The organism is Candidatus Avelusimicrobium sp. (assembly GCF_051874775.1).
Taxonomy (GTDB): Bacteria; Elusimicrobiota; Elusimicrobia; order Elusimicrobiales; family Elusimicrobiaceae; genus Avelusimicrobium.
Genome location: NZ_JBJEGE010000035.1, coordinates 13,345 through 32,887, shown reverse-complemented (window position 1 = coordinate 32,887; position 19,543 = coordinate 13,345). Strand labels below are relative to the sequence as shown.

Genomic DNA, 19,543 nt, shown 5'->3' with positions numbered 1-19,543 from the left:
ACACACTTCGCTAATTGCACCGTATTACGATTTCACACACGTTAAAATACTGCCTTTTCCGCCTAACAGTGGTTCAAAATTTGTGACAAATTCGGACTGAGAGGAACCATCAGGATTCCTGTCTTCTGTGACAGCACTACACGTTGTATTCAAGTCCGGACACGAACAATAACAGGTGTGCCTCTCTAATTCCTCCCCACAGCCTGAAATGTTGGCAGCCGTTTTAAGACACCGGTAAGAACAAGTGGTGGCAGAAGCATCACAATTCTGTTGACACAATTCTTCATCCGAATATCCCGATGGACACACCTGTAAACCATAATATACATTAGTATAATTTGTATCACATCTTTTTTTATGCCCACTATAAGCCTGCGTTAGCATTCCGTTTTTGCACTGACCACAAGAGGAAAACTCAGTAGTTTCTAAATTACATTGCTGTTCAATAGAATCCGCATACGTATAACTCGCCTCACTTTCCCTAAGATCGGTTCTCACGGTAGAGTCCCCAAACGCTCCTCTAGAGGTAATCGTCGACAAAAGACCGCACGTCTTTGCCGCATGTACTGTTTTTATAACCGGTTCAAATTTATAACTTTCTGGCTCCGTTGCCTCTCCCATTGGGCCGCACGCCAAATAAAGTTCTTGATTGCTTGCACCCTGTAGCTGTAAATTCTGCCAGCTCATTTGTCCATTGCTCGCACTGTTGGCATCTTTACAACTTGGGAAGGCTCTGCCAAACAAGTTTAAATTAGTCACAGCCATTGTGTTTGCGTTTACGCTTTCCATATTTCCTGTAGCTATCCGCACGTTGCTAAACGATAAATGACCCGTTCCCGTATTACCGGAACCTAATGTAATACTGTTTCCCAATATACCGAGTCCGCCGTTTAACTCCAGCTTCCCGCTCTGCACGTTTACCTTCGGCGTAACCAGCGGAGACTGGCTTTCCGAACAACCCAGTTTCATTGAGCAAGCAGTTGTTAAGCCCACATCCATTTGGCCCGCACTTACGCGCGAATACGCTACGTACGGTACGGGAAAGTACGTAACCATACTGATTTTATTCTTTGCAAAAGCCACAACCGGAATACACAACAAAAGAAATATAATAAGCCGTTTCATAGGACCTCCCAAACAGCCTAGAAGCCCCGCAGCAAAGAGAAACGCGACGGAAACGTCAGGGGGTATATAGGCGGTATAATTTCCACTGTATCAAAAAAAAAAAACGAGTCAAGGCCCAGAGTCCGCGGGCCCCTTACCCACCGCGATCCTCTGATTAATTGAGCCACACTGTTTTGGATATGCCCCAAAGTTACGCTTTACTTTTTGTATCGACAAAAAGTAAGCAAAAAAGATTTTCTATTCTTTTGCTGACAGCAGAAAAAGAAACAAACAAACTGCCCGCACGCGTCCATAATATGAATGAGGTCATCCTGAGTCTGGCGGTCCGCAGGGTTCTCCTTCGCCTTACAACCCCATTTTTTCGTCGGTACGACGGGGGCCGGTTTTCCGCGTTTTTCCGACGGAAACTTTTGTTTTTTACTTTTTTCTTTTTCTCCCATTCCTCTGTAAATTTGACTTTTTCGCAAATTTGATAAAATACTACAAAGGATTTTGCTATGAGCCGAAATATACTGTCGCTTGATTTTTACGGAGGAGCTGTTACCGCCGCGCTGGCCGCACTGGACGAAGAGACCGCCACGCTGCGGCTGCGCCACGTTTTAAAACGCCCGATGAAATCGTTCTCGTGCGCTTTCGTGCGCGATATGGACGCGGCGCGCCAAGAACTGTCTTCCGTATTTGCAGAAATATCGGAGTATGTTTCCGCCGATCCGTCCGTCGTAGTCGGGTTAAGAGGGGGCTTCCTTTCTTTTAAACATACCAACGGATTTCACACCATAACGTCGCGAAACCGCATTGTAGGGACCAAGGAAATAGAAGCCGCCATTGCGGCCTCCATTCCGCCCAATTTAAGCGAAACCCTAGACGTGGTAGATATTCTTCCCCAATGTTACGCTATTGACGGGAACCTAAACATCGAAAATCCCAAAGGTATGGCGGGGTTTTCGCTGGGGGCGGAAACTTTCCTTTCTTTCGGGCTGATTACACACCTAGACAATTTAAACAACATCCTCGCCAGCTGCGGCTGCAACGCTTATCAGCTGTTTCCCACCTCAGTAGCCTTAGGGGAAACCCTGCTGCGCGACGAAGAAAAACAAGCCGGTGTACTGATGGTGGATATCGGAATGGACAATTCTTCCGCACTCTTAACCCATAAAGGTTCAATTGTAGACGCGTGGGAACTGTCCGCAGGCAAGAATGACGCCGCCCAAGCCGTAGCCGATATTTTGCAAAACGATATTGAAACCGCACGCGAAGTGCTGGCCGCCTATGAACAAGGCACGGACGACATTATGGACGAAGTATTGGAGGATGCGGCGGAAAACTTACTACAACACATTAAAAAGGAGTTGTACCAATCGCTTTCTTTCTTAAAATACCAGCCCTCGCAACTGGTATTGTGCGGCGAAGCGGCCGATAAAAGCCTGCTGAAATCCGCCAAAAAAATCTTCAACGTCCGCAAAGCCAGACTGGCCAAATTTGACGATATAATTGCGGACTGTCCTGCGGAACAATCCGTCTATACGGGGGCGGTGGCGCTCTTACGCCACGCGCTGGATAGGGAACAAAAGCATCTGGGCGTAGCCCAAGCCAAAGAGGAAGGACTGTTAGACGGATTACTGGACAAGTTGGGGCTGAGCGAACTGTTTAACGGGTAACGCGGGCTGAAATTTTGGTCCCTACGAAAACAGGGAGCGTTTTTCAATAAACGCTCCCTGTTTTTATGTCAAATTTTCCGTCTTTACACGCGGTTAGTCCGCATAGTAGCAGCCGCCACTGACGCCACACCAGCAGATATCAGCGGTATAACTAGTATATTTAGTAAAACCAAGGTCTTTGCAGGATGTGCCTTCGCAAGTGCGATATCCCGTTTTAGGGTTTAATCCCAATTTAAAACTATAACTGCCGCCGCCCTTACTGCGGCGGAGCGTTCCTGTTAAATCGGGCACAGCGTTACGCGGCGGCTTCTTCCTCGGCGATTTCCGCGGCTTTTTCCGTGCGTTTGCGCAACAGATGCGACAAGATTTTTTTCCGCAAGCGAATAGACAAGGGCGTAATTTCGGCCAGTTCGTCCGGCGCGATATACTCCACAGCCTGTTCCAAGCTCATCTGCCGCGGAGGCGTTAATACATACGATTCGTCGCTCGCTTTACTGCGCATATTACTTAAATGTTTGGCCTTACAGGGGTTGACGACAAGGTCGTTGTCGCGCGAATTTTGGCCGACAATCTGTCCGGCGTATACTTTTTCCCCCGGACCCAAAAAAAGTTCGCCGTTGTCTTCCAGCGCATACAACGCGTACGGCGTGGTTTCGCCGTCCTCTTTGGCAATCAGCACACCGTTGCGGCGCAAATCCGGCAGATTGACTTTGGGATAATACCCGTGAAAGCTGTGGTGCATAATGCCCGTACCGCGCGTGTTGGTTAAAAATTCATTTTTAAACCCGATAAGCGCTCGGGACGGAATCAAATACTCCAGTCTTAAGCGGTCCTCGCCTTCGGAAACCATATTCTCCAGTTTGGCGGCCCGCGTACCCAAGAGCGTAAACACGGCCCCCTGATGTTCGGATTTTATGTCCAAAATCAAATATTCCATAGGTTCCAGCATTTGACCGTTTTCTTCTTTATAAATCACTTCGGGAGAAGATACGGCCAGTTCAAAACCTTCGCGGCGCATATTTTCAATCAAAATGGTTAAATGCAGTTCGCCCCGTCCGTAGACTTTAAATTTACCTTCGCCTTCCAGCTGTTCCACTTTTAAACCCACGTTGGTTTGGGCTTCTTTTTCCAAACGGTTTTTCAAGTGACGGCTCGTAATAAATTTGCCTTCCTTGCCGGAGAACGGGCTGTCGTTTACCATAAAATCCATAGACATTGTCGGCTCATCTATAGACAGCGGCGGCAGTGCGTTAAGCGCGTCCGGGCGGCAAATCGTATCACCCACGTCTACGCCTTCAAGGCCCGACACAGATACAATATCCCCCGCTTCGGCTTTTTCCACTTCCACTTTTCCAAGCCCCAAAAAGCGTTCGATTTTAGCGGCCTTGGCCTGCGTGACGGAACCGTCGTGGTGTATAAGCGCCACCTGCTGGCCTTTTTGAATGCTGCCCGCTAAAATGCGGCCGATTCCCACGTGGCCCAAAAAATTATTGTAGTCCAGCATTGTTACCTGCATTTGTAAAGGTGCATCGGGGCGCGCTTCGGGGGCGGGCACGTGGCTTAAAATGGTGTCTAAAATCGGAGCAATGTCTTTACCCTGTTCTTCCATTTTAAGGCTCGCCCAGCCTGCGCGACCGGAGGCGTAAATAATCGGAAAATCGAGTTGTTCGTCCGTTGCGCCCAGTTCCATAAACAGGGTAAACACTTCGTCCACCACTTCACTGGGACGAACGTGGTCGCGGTCCATTTTATTGATTACCACAATCGGCCGCAAACCCAGAGCCAAAGCTTTGCGCAGTACGAAACGCGTCTGCGGCATAGGGCCTTCCACCGCGTCTACCATTAAAATGGCACCGTCCACCATACGCAGCACGCGTTCCACTTCGCTGCCGAAGTCCGCGTGGCCGGGGGTGTCGACAATGTTAATGGTATGGCCTTTGTAGCCGATAGACGTACATTTGGCCAAAATGGTAATGCCGCGTTCGCGCTCCAAGGGGTTGGAGTCCAACACAGTGTCCTGCGCCTGGTCTTCTTTTACTTTAAATTCTCCGGCAAATTTTAGAAGAGAATCCACGATCGTGGTCTTGCCGTGGTCTACGTGGGCGATAATAGCCACGTTGCGTACGTCTTGACGGGTATTGTTCATATTAATAAGGAGCTTCCTAATAAATTTCCACAAAAACGCCCGCACCAAGCGCGGGCCGTAATTACGGCAGATAATATATTTTAGTATTTTTTGCGGGCGCGCGCTATAAAAAGGCGAAAAGAATCCCCCTTTTGCCGCTGGAAAAAATAATTTATAATAACCCTATGGAACGGTTACTGGAAATGCTCGGCGTGCTTGCCGTGATGTATGTGGCATATGCGTTAAGCGTAAAAAATTGGGATTATACGTCCGAAGCCGCACGTGAAAAACGCAAGGCGGAACTAAAAAAAGAAGGACTAACCAATACTTTCTATTTCATTCACGCGCGAACGTTGTTTGGGTTAAATGTCGCCAGCGGAGGCGCATTCACACTCTATTGGATGCTCCAACAATGGCACGCAGTTTTGCACGGATTCCGACGTGCGGACGGAACTTCCTTAAAAGGAAAACCTTTCGTACGGACGCTGGGCGGCGCATTTACGTTTTTTACGCTGGCAAACCTTATTAACCGCACCTGCGAATATATGCACGCCCGCACCGCGTGGCCGCCCGCTTTGTGGGGAGTGGTATGGCTGGGAGGTCTCATCTGTGTTTTTGCGCCCGTCAGTTGGGCAACAAAAGCGGCGGGCTATCTGGTGTTTTGCGCCGTTCCATCCGTTTACCAAAACAGGCTCAACGCACTGCCCAAAACGCCCGTTTCGGCTTCGCCTAAACTGTCGGAAGTATTGGCGGCGGCGGCGGGACTTGTCGCCGTGTTGGCCGTTGCGGCAATTTACCGCGCTGCCGGCGTGCATTAAACAGACCTATTAACGCCTAAAACTTTCTTCCGCCGATCCGGTTTCCCGCAGCAAGGCAAATTTGTTAAGATAACTGATATGTCCGCCAAACACATTAAAAAAAATACCTCTAAAAATAATTCTGCCAAAACGGCTGTTCCGGCCCCAAACTCATTTGAACGTTTTGTGCGCGGAACCCTCGTCCACGGAACGGGGATTTTAACGCTGCTGGTCAGCATCTCTTTTTTTACAGCTACATATGACAGCGCACAGGTAAAACTGACACTTCTGCACGCGGGCGGTTTAGTTCTGCTGGCATTGTGGACGTCGCTTTGTCTGGTACGGAAGAAATTCCCGTTTACCCGACAAAACGTCATGTTTTTATTGCCCGTATTTGCGTATTTGGCGTGGAATACGCTTTCTTTTTTGCTCTTTCCGTACAAAATGGAAGCCGCGGAAGAATTCTTCCGCTTTTGGCTCTACGGCGGGCTGACGCTTTTGGCCGCAACGGAATTTACGCTTGAGGACGTATGCACGCTTGTTAAATATGTAGTGACCGCCGCGTGGATTTCGTTTGCGTACGGTGCACTGCAAGTACTTGACGGCTTCTTCCAAGGAATCGACCCTATGCCGTGGCGCGGATTTTTTACCAAACGCGTTTTTTCCACGCACGCCAATCCGAATTTTTATGCTGATTTTGTTATTTTTTCTTCCTGTTTGGCAGGCGCGGGATATTTGGTTTCTCGCAAGAAATCGCTGCTCTTTTTATTGGGAACGGGAGCCGTAACGCTGTTTTTTACCGAAAGCAAGGGTGCGTGGGTGGCCTACGCCGCGGCCGCCGCGTGTGCAGCTGCACTGTACACTAACTGTTTGGCGCAAGCGGCCAAGAAACACTTAAAAAAAATCAATCTGGTCGCTGCCGTGCTTTTACTGGCAGCTGTCGTATTAGCGGGGGGATTTGCGCTCAAACGTTTTCAATCGGTCAGTTTCCGCGCATATACGTGGCTTTCTGTATTTGAAATGGTACAGGACGCCCCTGTTTTGGGCACCGGTGCGGGAAGTTTTAAAATCATTTATTCCGCTTACCGCCGTCCGCAAATTTTCTACATTGAAAACGCCCATAATATAGAAACACAGCACGCAGAAAACGAATTTTTGGAACAATGGGCTACCGGCGGGACTGTCGGGCTGGCTGTATTCTTATGGTTAGTCTTATTTTTGCTGGTATTAGCCGTCAAAAACCTTAAACGCACCGGAGCGGACGATGCCCTGCGCGAACGAAATATCTATCTGCTTGGCATAACCGCGGCGTTTACGGGAATGATACTGCACGCGGGCGTAGACATCAGTATTCACTTTGCTTCCAGCGGATTGTTTTTGGCACTTTTTATGGGGATGATCATCGCTTTATGTGCGCCGCGGGAAGAGCAAATACCCATTTCCGAGGGTAAAATATCTGTATGGGTTTGGTTCCTGCGCGCAACAGTGTGGGGCACGCTGGTATGGCTTGTCTGCCGCTTGTTTGGCGAATTTTACGAAATTAACGCGGTAGTACGCGTAACAAACCTTGGACAATTTTTGCTTGAAGCGTGCGCGTGGACGGTATTTTCCGCGTGCGTGCTAGGCACATCGTATGTTTATGCCCGCGCGGCCAAATTATGTTCGTCTCCGCGCGCGCTGGCGGTACTGCTCCTTTCGCTTCTTCCCGTTTACGGCGTATGGGGGTTCTTTCGCGCCAACCACTATTACAGCTTGGGCGTAAGTATGGTAAACGCACGCAACGCAGAGGGCGCACTCGGATATTTTACAAAAGCCATTCGTTTAAATCCCTTTCAAACAGAATACCGTCAATTCCGCGCCAATACGATGGCCGTTACCTTTAATTTAACGAAAACATTCTCTCCTGCCAGAGGAGACGAACAAACAATGTCCGACGATTTTGAACGCGCACTAAAGGATTTGGATACAGTGGCTGCGCGCTCCCCCAATCATCCGCTTGTATACCACAATTACGGACAGCTCTACTTTACAATGGCGATGCGCCGTTCGCAAGATGCCTCACAGGCCAAAAGTCAGGCGGAATACGAAATGTTCCGCAACGAAGCCGTAAAAAATATGGAACGCGCCAAAAAAGCTTTTGAACGCGCCCTGCTGGCCGATCCGGTAAATCCGCAAACATATTTTTATTTGACACAAATTGCTCTTTTGGAACGGGACGGAAAAACCGCGCTTGAATGGATCAACCGTTACCGCCAAGGACCGCAAGGCGTCACGGAAGAAGAATTTTTGAAAACGAACCGTACCAATCCGATTTTCAAACCGCTTGAACAACAAGCAAGAGCGCTAACTTACCGACGGTAAAATACAGTTTTGGTGCAATTTTTTTTCTTTTTTTGTAGAATATATAAGTAGTTGGAAAAACCGATTTTCGCCAAGATAGCTCAGCTGGTAGAGCAACCGCTTCGTAAGCGGTAGGTCGGGGGTTCGATCCCCCCTCTTGGCTGAATATAAAACCCCGCATTCCTGCGGGGTTTTTTATTATCAAGAAGCACGCAAACTGCTTTGCGTGCGCGGGGGGAGCGAAAGACGGAGCGATGTTTTTGTTTGAGGGGCGAGACACACGGGCAAGCCCCAAAAGGCAAAAACCGCGAGTCCGGCCTGCAGGAAAATTTCGTCAGAAATTTTACCGGAAGGCGATCCCCCCTCTTGGCTGAATATAAAACCCCGCATTTCTGCGGGGTTTTTTATTATCAAGAAGCACGCAAACTGCTTTGCGTGCGCGGGGGGAGCGAAAGACGGAGCGATGTTTTTGTTTGAGGGGCGAGACACACGGGCAAGCCCCAAAAGGCAAAAACCGCGAGTCCGGCCTGCAGGAAAATTTCGTCAGAAATTTTACCGGAAGGCGATCCCCCCTCTTGGCTGAATATAAAGCCCCGCATTTCTGCGGGGTTTTTTATTATCAAGAAGCACGCAAACTGACCCTGCGGGCTGCCTTTGCCGCGCCAAAAAAATGCAAAATCAAAAAGGCGTGTCAGCGTTTTGTCAGACTTCGGCACGCCTCCGCATTCGGATGGCAGGCGCAGTAAAACGATAACATCGCCCGCGCGTTCTGCTCGTTTACGCCCGAGTCCGCATAATCAAAGTGAATGCGGCATACGGCCGCGCTACTCTTTACGCCCGACGTCTTGCAACCTCCGGCGAATGTCATCAGCAGGCAGATCAGACACACGCTCCACCACTTTATCCACTTGTTCACGTTCCAAGGCCTCCCGTTGTGCTTGTTCCAACGCGACGGATTTGCGCGCCAGTTTAGCCGATAGGGCGGCAATACTCCACACCGCCCCTGCCGATAACACCGCTTTTAACAATGTTTCCCACATTATTTTGTCTTGGACTATTCAAACCCGAATTTGGTCAGCCAGCTGATCACCTTCACACCAGCCGCGCGGATTTTACCCAATACTTCGTCGTCTTTCTTACTATCCGTCCACTTAACAACGATTTCCGCCGTACCGATAAGGCACGCCCACAAGGCTAAAATATCGGCCCAATTCGCTTTCGTCCAAGTGACAATTCCCGTAATATGTTCCATCCTATTTCTCCTTATCTCCGTACCAATACGGAGATTAAATCCATTCGCCGCTTTTCATCATTGCGGCATTCTCCCGCGCGCGGCGGCCCACTTGCTCGGCCCAGCGGCTGTTCAACATCTCGGCGGAGGCGGTTTCGTAGTCACCTGCTTCCAGCGCAGTTAGCATTTTTGTAAATTTTTTCAAACCGGACAGGCCCAAATTAAAACACATATCCACTAACACAAACTGCCGTGCCTCCGTCAGTTTCGTCCACCAAATAAACGCGTTTTGCACCTCACCCTGTACGCGGGAGACATCTTCCCGCAAGATAAACTCCGCCGCTTCCGCGCTGATGCCGTGCTCTAAATTATGCCCGTAACCGATAGTCAAATACCCCGCCGGACATTGATACGGAATTTTGGAAAATCCCTCCGCGCGTCGAATCCGCGGCAATACTTTTTCCGGAAATTGTTTTAAGTCACACATTTTTACCTCTTGATCCTTCAGCAAATACGCCGCCTAAACATATTGTTTTTGCAGCGATTTTTGCTATACTATTTTAGTAGATGAAAAAGCATATTTTAAATAAGGGAGATTATACAATGCAGAAAGGTTTTACGCTTATTGAACTCTTGGTTGTGGTACTGATTATCGGGATTTTATCCGCTGTGGCGCTTCCCCAGTATACCACCGCCGTAGAAAAATCCCGCTCAGCCGAAGCGATGACGCTGATGAATTCCATTGCCGGTTCTGCGGAACGCTATTTGCTGCAAAAAGATTCTTGGCCCACAACTTTTACCAAGCTGGATATTGAAGTTCCACAGAGGAAATCGGATGGCAAATACGGCGGAAAAAACTTTATCATCACAATGGGCACTGGATCAGGAAAATTTTACATTAGCGCCGTACGCGATATTGCCAATGCAAAATATTCGCTGCAAACCGAGTTGACGGAAGAAGATAACGGAACCATTACCGTTGTGCGCCGCTGCTGCGAAGGGACCGCCACCACCAACGCACAATGCACTGCGGCATTGAAAACCTCTACTACTAAAGCCGGAAAATTCTGTATGGCCGCTTCCAATGGGCAACCGTCTGATTTTTAACTGACGCAGTTTTCCGTATAACCCCCGACTTTACAAAGTCGGGGGTTTTTTGGGACCGAGCACACCTATTCTTCCGTTACTTTTTAACTGCTCCCAACAACATTACTTTAATACTTTTGACGTCATCGGCAATCATATCAAGTTTTACATCCGAACGGGCCAAACGGCCTTCGTGCTCGGAAACTTTCTTTTCCAAACTATCTACGCGCGGCGGAAGCCCGTTCAGCGTAAAAAACCAAAATAAACCCGCCGCTGCCACGCCAAAGGCATACAGCCAATCACGCAAGTGCTTTTCGCTCATACCGTTTTCTCCCGAAGTGATAGCGCCGCCAATTCAATTTCGTCTACGCGCGACATCAGCGTTCCGTCCAATTCCGCACCTTGCGCGCGTAACGCCAAAAGGGCGGTACGCGCAGCACGCGTAAGCCCGTATTGGGCTTCCAATGCGGCCACTTTTTCTTCCGGCAACAATTCCGGTTCCGGCGCATTCTCTACAATTACATACGCTCCGTTTTGTTGTTCAATATGTGCGCCGTGTTGGTTACACCACACCGCGGCCGCCGTGTAATTTTCTTTTGTTAAAACTTGTCCAATATCAAACATAATTATTCCACTCCTTGTCCGGACGCATACCACCACCCCGAACCTTGTTGTAAGTAAGTTTCAAAAGAAGTTGTCGTAGCCGAACTTTTGTATTTCTGCCCACACACACTAGATGTACTGTCTTGTTCCAATGTTGCAAATGCCCAATATGTTGTATTTGCAAATGGTTTCAGCAAAGACACCGTGATTCTGCTGCTACCGTTGCTCTGAGCGGGACCACCTTGCTCAACCCAACCGCTCTTATACACGCGGTACCAGTTACCGTCAGCATCGTGATAACTTTCCACAATATAGTCAAGGTTAGAATCCACATTCGCTAAACTCGTATCCGCCTTGCCAGTTAAAGCAGCCTGAAATTCTGCTACTTGCGCCGTACTGGCGGGTACCGCCGCCGTATAAGCCGCCACCCACGGATAGAGTGCGCCCTCTTGTGCTTTTTTGGGCAAACGGAGGGAGCCGTCTCTAATAACGTATTTTGGGCACTCGCCATATTGCGTCAGCTCACTTTCGTAGCCGTCGGCCGCAATCTGCAGTTCCGGATGAGCCGAAACCCACGCATAAAATTCCGGATACAGTATATCCGCCGATGCAATCGTTTCGCCCGTAAAAAGAGGCAGCGCACCGACATTGTCCGAGGCAAGGCTGCTTTGGCTGAAAAACACCTCGCCGATGGTTTTTCCGATACTGTGTTCGGCATAATAACGGGCCGTTTCGGCTTCTTCGTGCGCGGCGGAAAGGTACGTCTCCAATGTACTTTCTACCGTTTGACCGCTTTGTGCAATAGAGTTTTGGGCCGCACCGGCTGCCGACGCAATTTCCTCCAATGCAGTTTGTGCCGCCTCTTGGGCGGAGAACGCGCTCTGTTGGGCATTCTGGGCGGCGGATACAGCGGCAGTAGACGCATTCACCGCATCTTGCTTAACAGAAAGAATGTTCTTTAAAAAATTATCCGTTTCCAAATCACCCACTTGTGCAGACACGGGATATTTAATGCTGCGGGATACCTTTTCATTTAGTTCCTGCACCAAAAGCGTCAGCTTGTCATATCCTCCTTCCAAGACTTCCGCGTCCAATTCGCCTTGGCGGATTAAATCAATCTCCTGCGTCAGCGGCGTTTGGCGCACCAACGCAATGGTCCACCCCGCCGCCAGCGGCGCTTTACCGCTTTCCACAGTAGGATAAGTCAGTTCGGTTCCGTCCGCGTTTAACGTAAAATCGGACAGTATTTCCTCCTCTGCACCCGCCGGAGAGGTAACATATACCCGTATATCCTCCGCAGACGCAAATGGAAAATCCACATCCCACTGGCGTGTTATGTCGTTACCCGTATAAATGCGTTTGGTAATTTGCATTGAAACCGTCATTGTATTTAAACCTCCAATAAATTTTTCACTTCTTTCCACACGCTGCCTATGGACTCCGCCGACGCCCCCGCCGATAACACCACATACTGTGCGCGGGAAACGGCTTGCGCGGAAAAACCTTTTTTACGCATCCATACGTCTATTCCGCCGCACAGCAGCTCCTGCGCGTAAAACTGATCGCCGCTCTCCCGCCGGTGTCTTGCCGCTTCCAGACGGACATAATCCCTCGCGGAAACACGCCCCTTTTTAAACGCCCTCAAATGCTCCTTTTCTGTACCGCTAAAATAACATTGGACAAAAAATGCATTGTCTGAACGGGTACAGTCTCCGTCAAACGCTTCCGCTGCACTGCACGCCAGATTCCACTCTTCCCTTTCTAACGTGTTACGCCCCGACAGCAACTTAACTGCCTTATCCGACGAGGCCTGTGCAACCGCTTCCAACGTATCGGCCGCTGCCCGATGTTCCTGCGCATTTTCCCGACGAAAAATAGAAGCCAGCGTACGGCGCGTCAAAGCGGCTAGCTCCGCATCAGGCTCCTGCACAAGTTCCGCGGCGCGGCGATGAATTTGTACGGCATTGGCCCCTGTCTCCAAGCGAACCTGTTCCCATAATTTTTCAGCTTGAGAACGCGCAAATTCCGCCCGTGTTTTGGCAGCGCACGCGGCGTGATTCGTATCCGCCAAAATGGCGCCGTGTTTTTCAAGCGCGGCCTGCGCGCTGCGCCAATCTCCTATGGACAGCGAACGGCAGATATTATCCTCCACGGCTTGGGCGCGGACTAATTGGGAACTTGCACGGATCGTCCGCTCATCCGCTCCGTTTTGCCGCAGCCGTTCTTCGTAAGAAGGCAGCTGTGAGGACAGATATTCTTCCAATGCGCTCGGAGAACGCACCAGCGATCCCACCTGACGTACCAGTGTTTCTTCCCTCGCGGCATTCCTTTGGCCGCAGGCAGCCTGCGCTTCACGCTGGTCTTCTTGCGCGGCACGGTACAGCACCGACCAGTCCCGCCCCGCCTCACCCGATGCCGTCTCAGGCGTAAAGTTTTTGGAAGCAAATGCTTCAAGCGTAGAAGCGTCCAATTTTCCCTTCTGCGAGATTTCCTCCCGCGCCGTACTTACGATATGCTCGCGCAGGCGGAGCTGTTCGTCCGCATACTGCGGCTGGGAAACGGAGCCTTCCATCCCTTTGCCGGAAAATTTTTCCGCGGCGGAACTTAACGTATTAAGCGCATTAGGCAGTAATTTGCTGGTGCGGCTTAAATTGTTTTCATATACGCTCTGCAAACGCACCGGAGACGGAGCCGAACCATCAACCTGAGGCGTTTTGATAAATTCCTGTTTTGTATATTTCGGAACAATCATCCTAAAATCTCCTATCCGTTTAACCAACCCAGTAAGGTAGAGCCCACCGTCCAAGGTGAAAAAGAATTCTTCGCTGCACGGCGGTACTGGCTTGCGGTAACATTTAGCGCGCGGATACGCGCGGCGGCTGACGTATCGTTTTCAAAGAGTGCGTCCTGTAAATTGGAACGCAGTGTTTCTTCGTCTAGCATCGCGCTTAAACGCGTATTTTTTAAGATATTCTGCACCGTGGCGGAATTATTCGTCAGCCCCGAAGCCGCCAATGTGGTTTTCTGCGCGGCCGCCATTTGACGGTATTCTTTGTATAAATCGCGGCTGCGCTCGGCAGCGGATTTTAACAAATAAGTTCCCTGCCGCAGGGCTGCTTCTTGCACATACGCGGCCTGATAATCCGCATCCTGTGCCAGCGCACTGTAATAATCGCGGCTGGATTTTTGACTTCCAAACGCGGATAAAGCGGATGATACTTTTCCACCCGCACTGCTTACTATTCCTCCCATCTATTCCTCCTAAACGTAAAATACAAAAAGCGCACATTTCCATATGTAACGAACGAACCGTCAAACTGCCCGCCCAGCCGACGGATAAAACGTACGGCAGACAAGTAGCGCTCGTCTGTAAAATTGTAAAGCTCCGGATAAACAGACAAAAAATCCGCTGTTATCCGCCGCGCAAGACGCATAAACGACACGCGCATTTTTAAAATACTGCGGCCGGTAACCAACCACACGCACGCACGGCGGCCCAGCCAACACGGCGCGCTTATCCCAAACAATGCGGCAGGTTCTTTATCGTATGAAATAAAAAAACACGAGCGGGAACGAAGGATAAAATTCTCCAACAGCTCTGCCGCCGAACGCCCCAAATGGGAAACGGACAGTTCGCGCCGATCCTCCGCGCGCAAAAACGGGGCTAATTGTTTGCCGTCTCCCGCGTGCGCGCGACGGAGCAATATTTTATTTTTGCAACACAAAAAAGTCATAAAAAGATAGAATGAAAAGGAAATTTAATTAAGGAGAGTTTATGACAGCACTGATTCTTTTACTATTAATCGCCGCCACAGTTATTTATGCGGTGTTCTTTTTAATCTTCAAAATAATTTGGATGATTATCAAAAAACAGGGCAACAAATGGCCGCTTATTTGGGCGGGCGTTTGTACATTTCTTTTCTGCGCGGGTTCCGCCGCCCTCATCGGCTGGGGCACGTATAAGGTAATAAAACCGTTTACCGGCATTATAGAGCGCACGCAAACCCAGCCGCAGCCTGTTTACGGCCAAACCGAGTATACCGATCCGGAATACGGATTTACCTTAACCGTATTCAACGGAATGGATTTCTCGGACTGGATGCACTTTAGCGGAACAGATGTAAAACTGGGAGTTGATACGAATGTCTTTAAAAAAGATAACGCCGGTAAGGATTTTAAAGGTCCCATTACCATCGCCGCGATACTGCGTACCGCCAACAAGCCGGAAGATACCTCCGTCAGCGCGCTAAAAAAGGCGTTGGAAACCAACAAAGACCGCAGAATTGAGATTGATGAAATGTACACAATGACTATCGACGGAAACCCCGCGCTGTATGTTTCCGGCACCGCGTACGGCAACAGAGGAGAAAGCGTCCCCGTATGGCTTGTTGCGGCTGAAAACGGCAAATACGTGTACTACGTCGGGATAATGGAAATTTCCGAGGACGGAAACAATTCGCAAGTACCCGAAAAAACGGTACAAAGCTTGCGTTTTTCCCAAAACTGATATAACAAGCGTTTTTATCAGGGGCTTTCGTAACAACGAAAGCCCCCTTTTTATGCCTAGACAATCCGCGAAATAACGGCTAGCAGCGTAATGGGAAGCGGATCCGTCTGCCGGAAAATAAGCGACGGCATCAACCCGTGCGTACCCGAAAGCGTCAGTGCGTAATCCCCCGTTTGCAGGGCAATCGGCATATTAAACGGTTCCGAGGAACGCTGGATTAATTCGTCCAGATTATTCTCATCCGTACCGGCGCGTCCGCCGCGGCTGTCCGACATTTTAAGCGTAACCGACACCAGCCTGCGTTTCCGGTCCTGCAAGGCACCGCCCGCGTCCGACAATGCAGCGGGAAGCGTACGCAATTCCGCCTCGTAAGACAGGCCGGCGTGGACGCATTTCATCGGGCGCGGAAGCGTAATTTTCCCGTTATGCACCACCATTCCGGTTATCGGGTTTCCGTCCGCCATCACGCCGACGGTTTTCCCTTCCAAGTGCGAAAGCCCCGTCAGTTCAGAAAACGCTGTGTCCGACTTGCGCGATACGGACGCATCCAAAAAAATCTGATCCTCCGGTTCTTTGCTGGAAAGACGCTGGAGCAATTTTTCGATAAAATAATTGCCGTCGCGTTCCACCGCAAACCACACCTCGTCGTAACCCCGATTGGGAATCACGCACACACTGCGGAAAAAGCCTTGCGTATCGTGGTGCGTCCACGCGCAGAGGTTTTCTTCCGCCAAATACGTCAGCGTGGCGATTTCCCCGCCCGAAAGCACGCACCAGATTAAATTATCCGGTTCCTGCTGGTAGCACACTTCCCGTATTTCCTGATTAAAAAACAGGTGCTTGGCGCAGAGGGTCAGATCGCTTCCAGTATAAGAAGAGGAGTTATAATCGTAATAAAAATCTCTCAGCGCCCCGCCGCGCGCCTGCACAAAAAGCGCCTTATTGCCCACCATTATAGGCACGGCACGGCTGGCACCGCGCTCGCTTTGCTGTTCGATTTGCACATTATACGGCGTAAGTGCGCCGGAGCAGGAAAGCGTCCATTCGCTCCCCGCCGTAAAGACAAGCAGTTTCCCCGCCACGGCTACGGAATGAATGGCGTTTAATTTTTTTCCTGAAAGATTTACGCTAAAGCTGTCCGAATCTTCCAAAGCGTTGCGCGTATGTCCGAAATGACAATGATCCCCCGTTCGGGAAAACCAGACGGTTTGCGCCTCGGCACGCGTACCGGCAAGGCCTAAACGGTCCTGATAGAAAAATACACTTGAAGGATACCCCGACTTGGGCGAAAAAGAACCTTCGGCCCAATCAGCGGTCCAATCCTCCGCGCCACAAAAATGCTCCACACTAACCACCGCTTGCCGCGGACCTGCCACATCTGTTATGCGTACTACGCCTTCCTGCAAAAAACTTTCGGACTGCAGTTCATAGCCAACCTCTCCCGTCACTTCCACGGCGCGTACGCGCAGGTACATCAGTTCGCCCGAATCCTCCAAGGTGCCGACCGAGGACGGAGCTGCCTCCCCCGAATTTCGCAAAAAATACGTTACCGTTTCCCAAGACGCTCCCATATCTTCCGATTTTTCCAACACAAGCTGTCCTGTCCAGTTTCCCGAAGTACGCAACTGCCAGTCTGAACCGGTAGTAATTTTCTCCGAAACGCCGTTATACCCCAGCGTGCCCGTCACACACTGGCTTTCCACGCGGTGAGTCAAACCAAAAATGCCGCCGATATGGCCGGAGCTAAACAGATCAAAATCACTTTGGAGTAGATACTTGTCGCTGTCGTGATCAATTTGCATACCCGCGCTGATTCCGCCCGACAACCCATATACCACCGTAGAAACAGGCGGACGGGTAAATGCTTTGCGGTATTCCAAAATAATCTGTTTTCCATTCCACGCTCCGCCGGTATCCTTCGGTGAAGTAACGGTAATCACGCCGCCTAAACACACAGCCTGAAAGCCCGAAGCGCCAAATACGCGGTTAAATTCAGAGGCAAAGAAGGAGGCGTCAAATCCATAATCCCGCCCCACAAAAAACCGAACGCCCTCAAAATATCCCAACACAAAATACCGCCCGTCTGCCACCGGCAGGAAGGATACCGTGGCGGATACGCCCACCGTACTAATGGTTTCCTGATGACGCACTACGCGCAGGTGTTTATCATCCTGCGTATTGGAAATTTTAAAAGGCCCATATTTGATGGGAACATCCGAAAACTCAAATACGCCGCTGTCCAGCCGCACGAGCCGTTTGGGCGGATAAGAAGGATGCGTTAAAAAGAGCGTTTGGTCGTATTGTGTATAGTTTAAAGACGATAACTCGTGTGCTCCGTAAGGCGTGGCGATTTCGTACGGCGCCCCGTCTTGATCCAGCAACTGGCCCGCCGAAGTATACACGCGCAGGTATTGTTCACCCAACTCCAGTACATAAGCCTCATCTTCCCCCAGCACAAAAGGCACCACGCGGCAAGCCTTTCCTGCAAATTTGGCCGCCCCCATAAACGCCGTACCGGACCGGTTGGACGCGCCACCCTGCGGGTGCACATAGAAATTACGGGCGGTTTTAAGCCAAGAACCGTAAGCCGCGCTGTCCACGCGGGCATAAAGGGAAGGACTGATTTCTCCGCCGGAAAAAGAAGGTTGTAAATGATGTAACAGCATCAGCGCACCCCGCTAAAAGCATCCTCGGAGGGAGCCTGAAGAAAATTTTCCGTCATATTGCTGCGGCGTGCCTCGTCTAAACTGAGGGTATACTTCTGCAAAATTTGCGACGCCAGCTGCGCGTCTCCCGTCAACGCAACGGCCAAATCACACGCCAACGCCAACGAGAATGATTTGACAAACGCCGGATCAAACAGATTTTCGTCCGTTATGCGGCGGGTATATTCGGCATAAGCCGCACGGGACGAAACCGCCAATGCGCGGCTATGCAAATCGGCACGGAAACGCTCTTTAAAGGGTAACGCGCAATGTGGAGCCTTAGACTCAAATACGCGGCGGATAAATAACGATTCTACCGGATATTTATACGTAAACAATCCTTCGCTATCCGCTTCTTTTTCCAAAAGTGCCAGCGGTTCACTCACACCAGCAAAAGCCCAATTATGGGTACGCAGCACTTCATCACGCACAGGTTCATAAAACAAATTCAGCCGGCGCGCTTTTTCATCTTCTTGATCCAAAGAAGATATCGGGGCTTGCCCTAGTTGGGCTAAAGCTAAATTACATATTGTAATTTTTGATATCATTTTTAAAACTCCTTTTAATTTATATTATTTTTTAAGTATTTTATTTTTTATTACTATTTTTAAATTTAAAATTTTTATCGTTTTTTTGTAAAAAAATTATAATATGTTTTTTATAAAAATATATATAATTTTATTTTTTATTATTTTTTAATAATTTATTTTTTTAATATACAATTTAACACCACAAACACACGTTTATTTTTAAAAATAAGATATTTTAAATTTATATATATTTTTAAAAATACTTATTTTTTAATAATTTTTATTTTTTTAATATAATTTTAAAAAATATATTTTTTTATTTTTTAAAAAATATTTTTTAAAAAAGTATTCTGAACATTTTCTTAATACTACCAAGAATAATAATGTTTTATAATTATTTTTTATCAACAAAAATCCTTTAACTTATATGGATAAATAATAAAAAACAGAAAAAAGCATTCTTTTTACCCCTATTTTAAGCAAAACAGGCCTTATTTTCGTTTTTTTCAGTTTAAGCATATATTCATCCCCCTAATAAACACTTCGTCCGCATTTTTTTGGAACCAGTTATTTCTGCCCGATCTCCTCTGTCACGCTACGCAGATAACTTCCACATTAAGGTGTTTTATATTTCAATTTTGGGGTAAGCGGACAAATAATCGGCAGGCAGTACGCCCGTTTTGCAGGGGGCAGTCATATCGTCTGCCCCCTTTACTCCGCACGGGGGAAGCGTGTTATTTCACATCTACGGCATCCGTCAAAAAGCAAGAAAGCTTTCCGGCGGTTCCGGTACCTGTAACGGTATAATAAGCGCGCAAATAACGCTTCATCCCTAA

The 19,543-nt window shown here is 49.0% G+C and carries 18 protein-coding genes and 1 tRNA gene; 6 read left to right on the top strand and 13 right to left on the bottom strand.

The window, feature by feature from the left end:
* Positions 1–24: 24 nt before the first annotated feature.
* A complete protein-coding gene (locus tag ACI351_RS07765; RefSeq protein WP_439734677.1) occupies positions 25–1,125 on the bottom strand; it encodes a hypothetical protein in 1,101 nt (366 codons plus the stop codon).
* 497 nt (positions 1,126–1,622) lie between these two features.
* On the opposite strand from ACI351_RS07765, the gene ACI351_RS07760 reads away from it, so the two are divergent.
* A complete protein-coding gene (locus tag ACI351_RS07760) occupies positions 1,623–2,783 on the top strand; it encodes a hypothetical protein (RefSeq protein WP_439734676.1) in 1,161 nt (386 codons plus the stop codon).
* A 295-nt stretch (positions 2,784–3,078) separates the two neighbouring features.
* Here ACI351_RS07760 and typA read toward each other — a convergent pair whose 3' ends face one another.
* Positions 3,079–4,929, bottom strand: a complete 1,851-nt coding sequence (typA, locus tag ACI351_RS07755) for a translational GTPase TypA (RefSeq protein WP_439734675.1) — start codon at positions 4,927–4,929, stop codon at positions 3,079–3,081.
* 164 nt (positions 4,930–5,093) lie between these two features.
* Between typA and ACI351_RS07750 the strand changes: the two genes are divergently transcribed.
* The 3 genes from ACI351_RS07750 to ACI351_RS07740 all read left to right on the top strand — a co-directional run bounded on the left by ACI351_RS07750 (position 5,094) and on the right by ACI351_RS07740 (position 8,208).
* Positions 5,094–5,726 (top strand): hypothetical protein, encoded by a 633-nt coding sequence (locus tag ACI351_RS07750; RefSeq protein WP_439734674.1) that lies wholly within the window; start codon positions 5,094–5,096, stop codon positions 5,724–5,726.
* 78 nt (positions 5,727–5,804) lie between these two features.
* A complete protein-coding gene (locus ACI351_RS07745) occupies positions 5,805–8,066 on the top strand; it encodes an O-antigen ligase family protein (protein ID WP_439734673.1) in 2,262 nt (753 codons plus the stop codon).
* Between the two features lie 69 nt (positions 8,067–8,135).
* Positions 8,136–8,208, top strand: a tRNA-Thr gene (locus ACI351_RS07740).
* A 661-nt stretch (positions 8,209–8,869) separates the two neighbouring features.
* Here the strand turns inward: ACI351_RS07740 and ACI351_RS07735 are convergent.
* From ACI351_RS07735 to ACI351_RS07725, 3 genes are read right to left on the bottom strand one after another with little or no spacing between them, the layout of a single operon-like run.
* Positions 8,870–9,085 carry a hypothetical protein gene (locus ACI351_RS07735; RefSeq protein WP_439734672.1) on the bottom strand — a complete coding sequence of 72 codons (216 nt, stop codon included), beginning with the start codon at positions 9,083–9,085 and terminating at the stop codon, positions 8,870–8,872.
* A gap of 14 nt (positions 9,086–9,099) precedes the next feature.
* Positions 9,100–9,297, bottom strand: coding sequence for a hypothetical protein (locus ACI351_RS07730; RefSeq protein ID WP_439734671.1), 198 nt, complete (start codon positions 9,295–9,297; stop codon positions 9,100–9,102).
* Positions 9,298–9,331: 34 nt separating this feature from the next.
* Positions 9,332–9,763, bottom strand: a complete 432-nt coding sequence (locus tag ACI351_RS07725) for a glycoside hydrolase family protein (protein ID WP_439734670.1) — start codon at positions 9,761–9,763, stop codon at positions 9,332–9,334.
* 116 nt (positions 9,764–9,879) lie between these two features.
* On the opposite strand from ACI351_RS07725, the gene ACI351_RS07720 reads away from it, so the two are divergent.
* Positions 9,880–10,383 carry a type IV pilin protein gene (locus ACI351_RS07720; RefSeq protein WP_439734669.1) on the top strand — a complete coding sequence of 168 codons (504 nt, stop codon included), beginning with the start codon at positions 9,880–9,882 and terminating at the stop codon, positions 10,381–10,383.
* Positions 10,384–10,459: 76 nt separating this feature from the next.
* Here ACI351_RS07720 and ACI351_RS07715 read toward each other — a convergent pair whose 3' ends face one another.
* From ACI351_RS07715 to ACI351_RS07690, 6 genes are read right to left on the bottom strand one after another with little or no spacing between them, the layout of a single operon-like run.
* Positions 10,460–10,684, bottom strand: coding sequence for a hypothetical protein (locus tag ACI351_RS07715; protein ID WP_439734668.1), 225 nt, complete (start codon positions 10,682–10,684; stop codon positions 10,460–10,462).
* Positions 10,681–10,986, bottom strand: coding sequence for a hypothetical protein (locus tag ACI351_RS07710; protein WP_439734667.1), 306 nt, complete (start codon positions 10,984–10,986; stop codon positions 10,681–10,683). The genes ACI351_RS07715 and ACI351_RS07710 overlap by 4 nt, the downstream gene beginning before the upstream one ends.
* A gap of 2 nt (positions 10,987–10,988) precedes the next feature.
* Positions 10,989–12,350, bottom strand: a complete 1,362-nt coding sequence (locus tag ACI351_RS07705; protein WP_439734666.1) for a hypothetical protein — start codon at positions 12,348–12,350, stop codon at positions 10,989–10,991.
* A gap of 5 nt (positions 12,351–12,355) precedes the next feature.
* Positions 12,356–13,717 carry a hypothetical protein gene (locus ACI351_RS07700; RefSeq protein ID WP_439734665.1) on the bottom strand — a complete coding sequence of 454 codons (1,362 nt, stop codon included), beginning with the start codon at positions 13,715–13,717 and terminating at the stop codon, positions 12,356–12,358.
* Positions 13,718–13,728: 11 nt separating this feature from the next.
* On the bottom strand, positions 13,729–14,217 hold the full coding sequence (locus tag ACI351_RS07695) for a hypothetical protein (protein ID WP_439734664.1): 489 nt from the start codon (positions 14,215–14,217) through the stop codon (positions 13,729–13,731).
* Positions 14,205–14,699, bottom strand: coding sequence for a hypothetical protein (locus ACI351_RS07690; RefSeq protein WP_439734663.1), 495 nt, complete (start codon positions 14,697–14,699; stop codon positions 14,205–14,207). The genes ACI351_RS07695 and ACI351_RS07690 overlap by 13 nt, the downstream gene beginning before the upstream one ends.
* Positions 14,700–14,740: 41 nt before the next feature.
* Here ACI351_RS07690 and ACI351_RS07685 point away from each other — a divergent pair, with 41 nt between their 5' ends.
* Positions 14,741–15,472 (top strand): hypothetical protein, encoded by a 732-nt coding sequence (locus tag ACI351_RS07685; RefSeq protein ID WP_439734662.1) that lies wholly within the window; start codon positions 14,741–14,743, stop codon positions 15,470–15,472.
* Positions 15,473–15,528: 56 nt separating this feature from the next.
* Here the strand turns inward: ACI351_RS07685 and ACI351_RS07680 are convergent, their stop codons facing one another.
* A complete protein-coding gene (locus ACI351_RS07680) occupies positions 15,529–18,138 on the bottom strand; it encodes a hypothetical protein (protein ID WP_439734661.1) in 2,610 nt (869 codons plus the stop codon).
* The gene (locus ACI351_RS07675) at positions 18,138–18,725 is read right to left on the bottom strand and encodes a hypothetical protein (protein ID WP_439734660.1); all 588 of its coding nucleotides are present in this window, start codon (positions 18,723–18,725) and stop codon (positions 18,138–18,140) included. The genes ACI351_RS07680 and ACI351_RS07675 overlap by 1 nt, the downstream gene beginning before the upstream one ends.
* Positions 18,726–19,543: the final 818 nt, after the last annotated feature.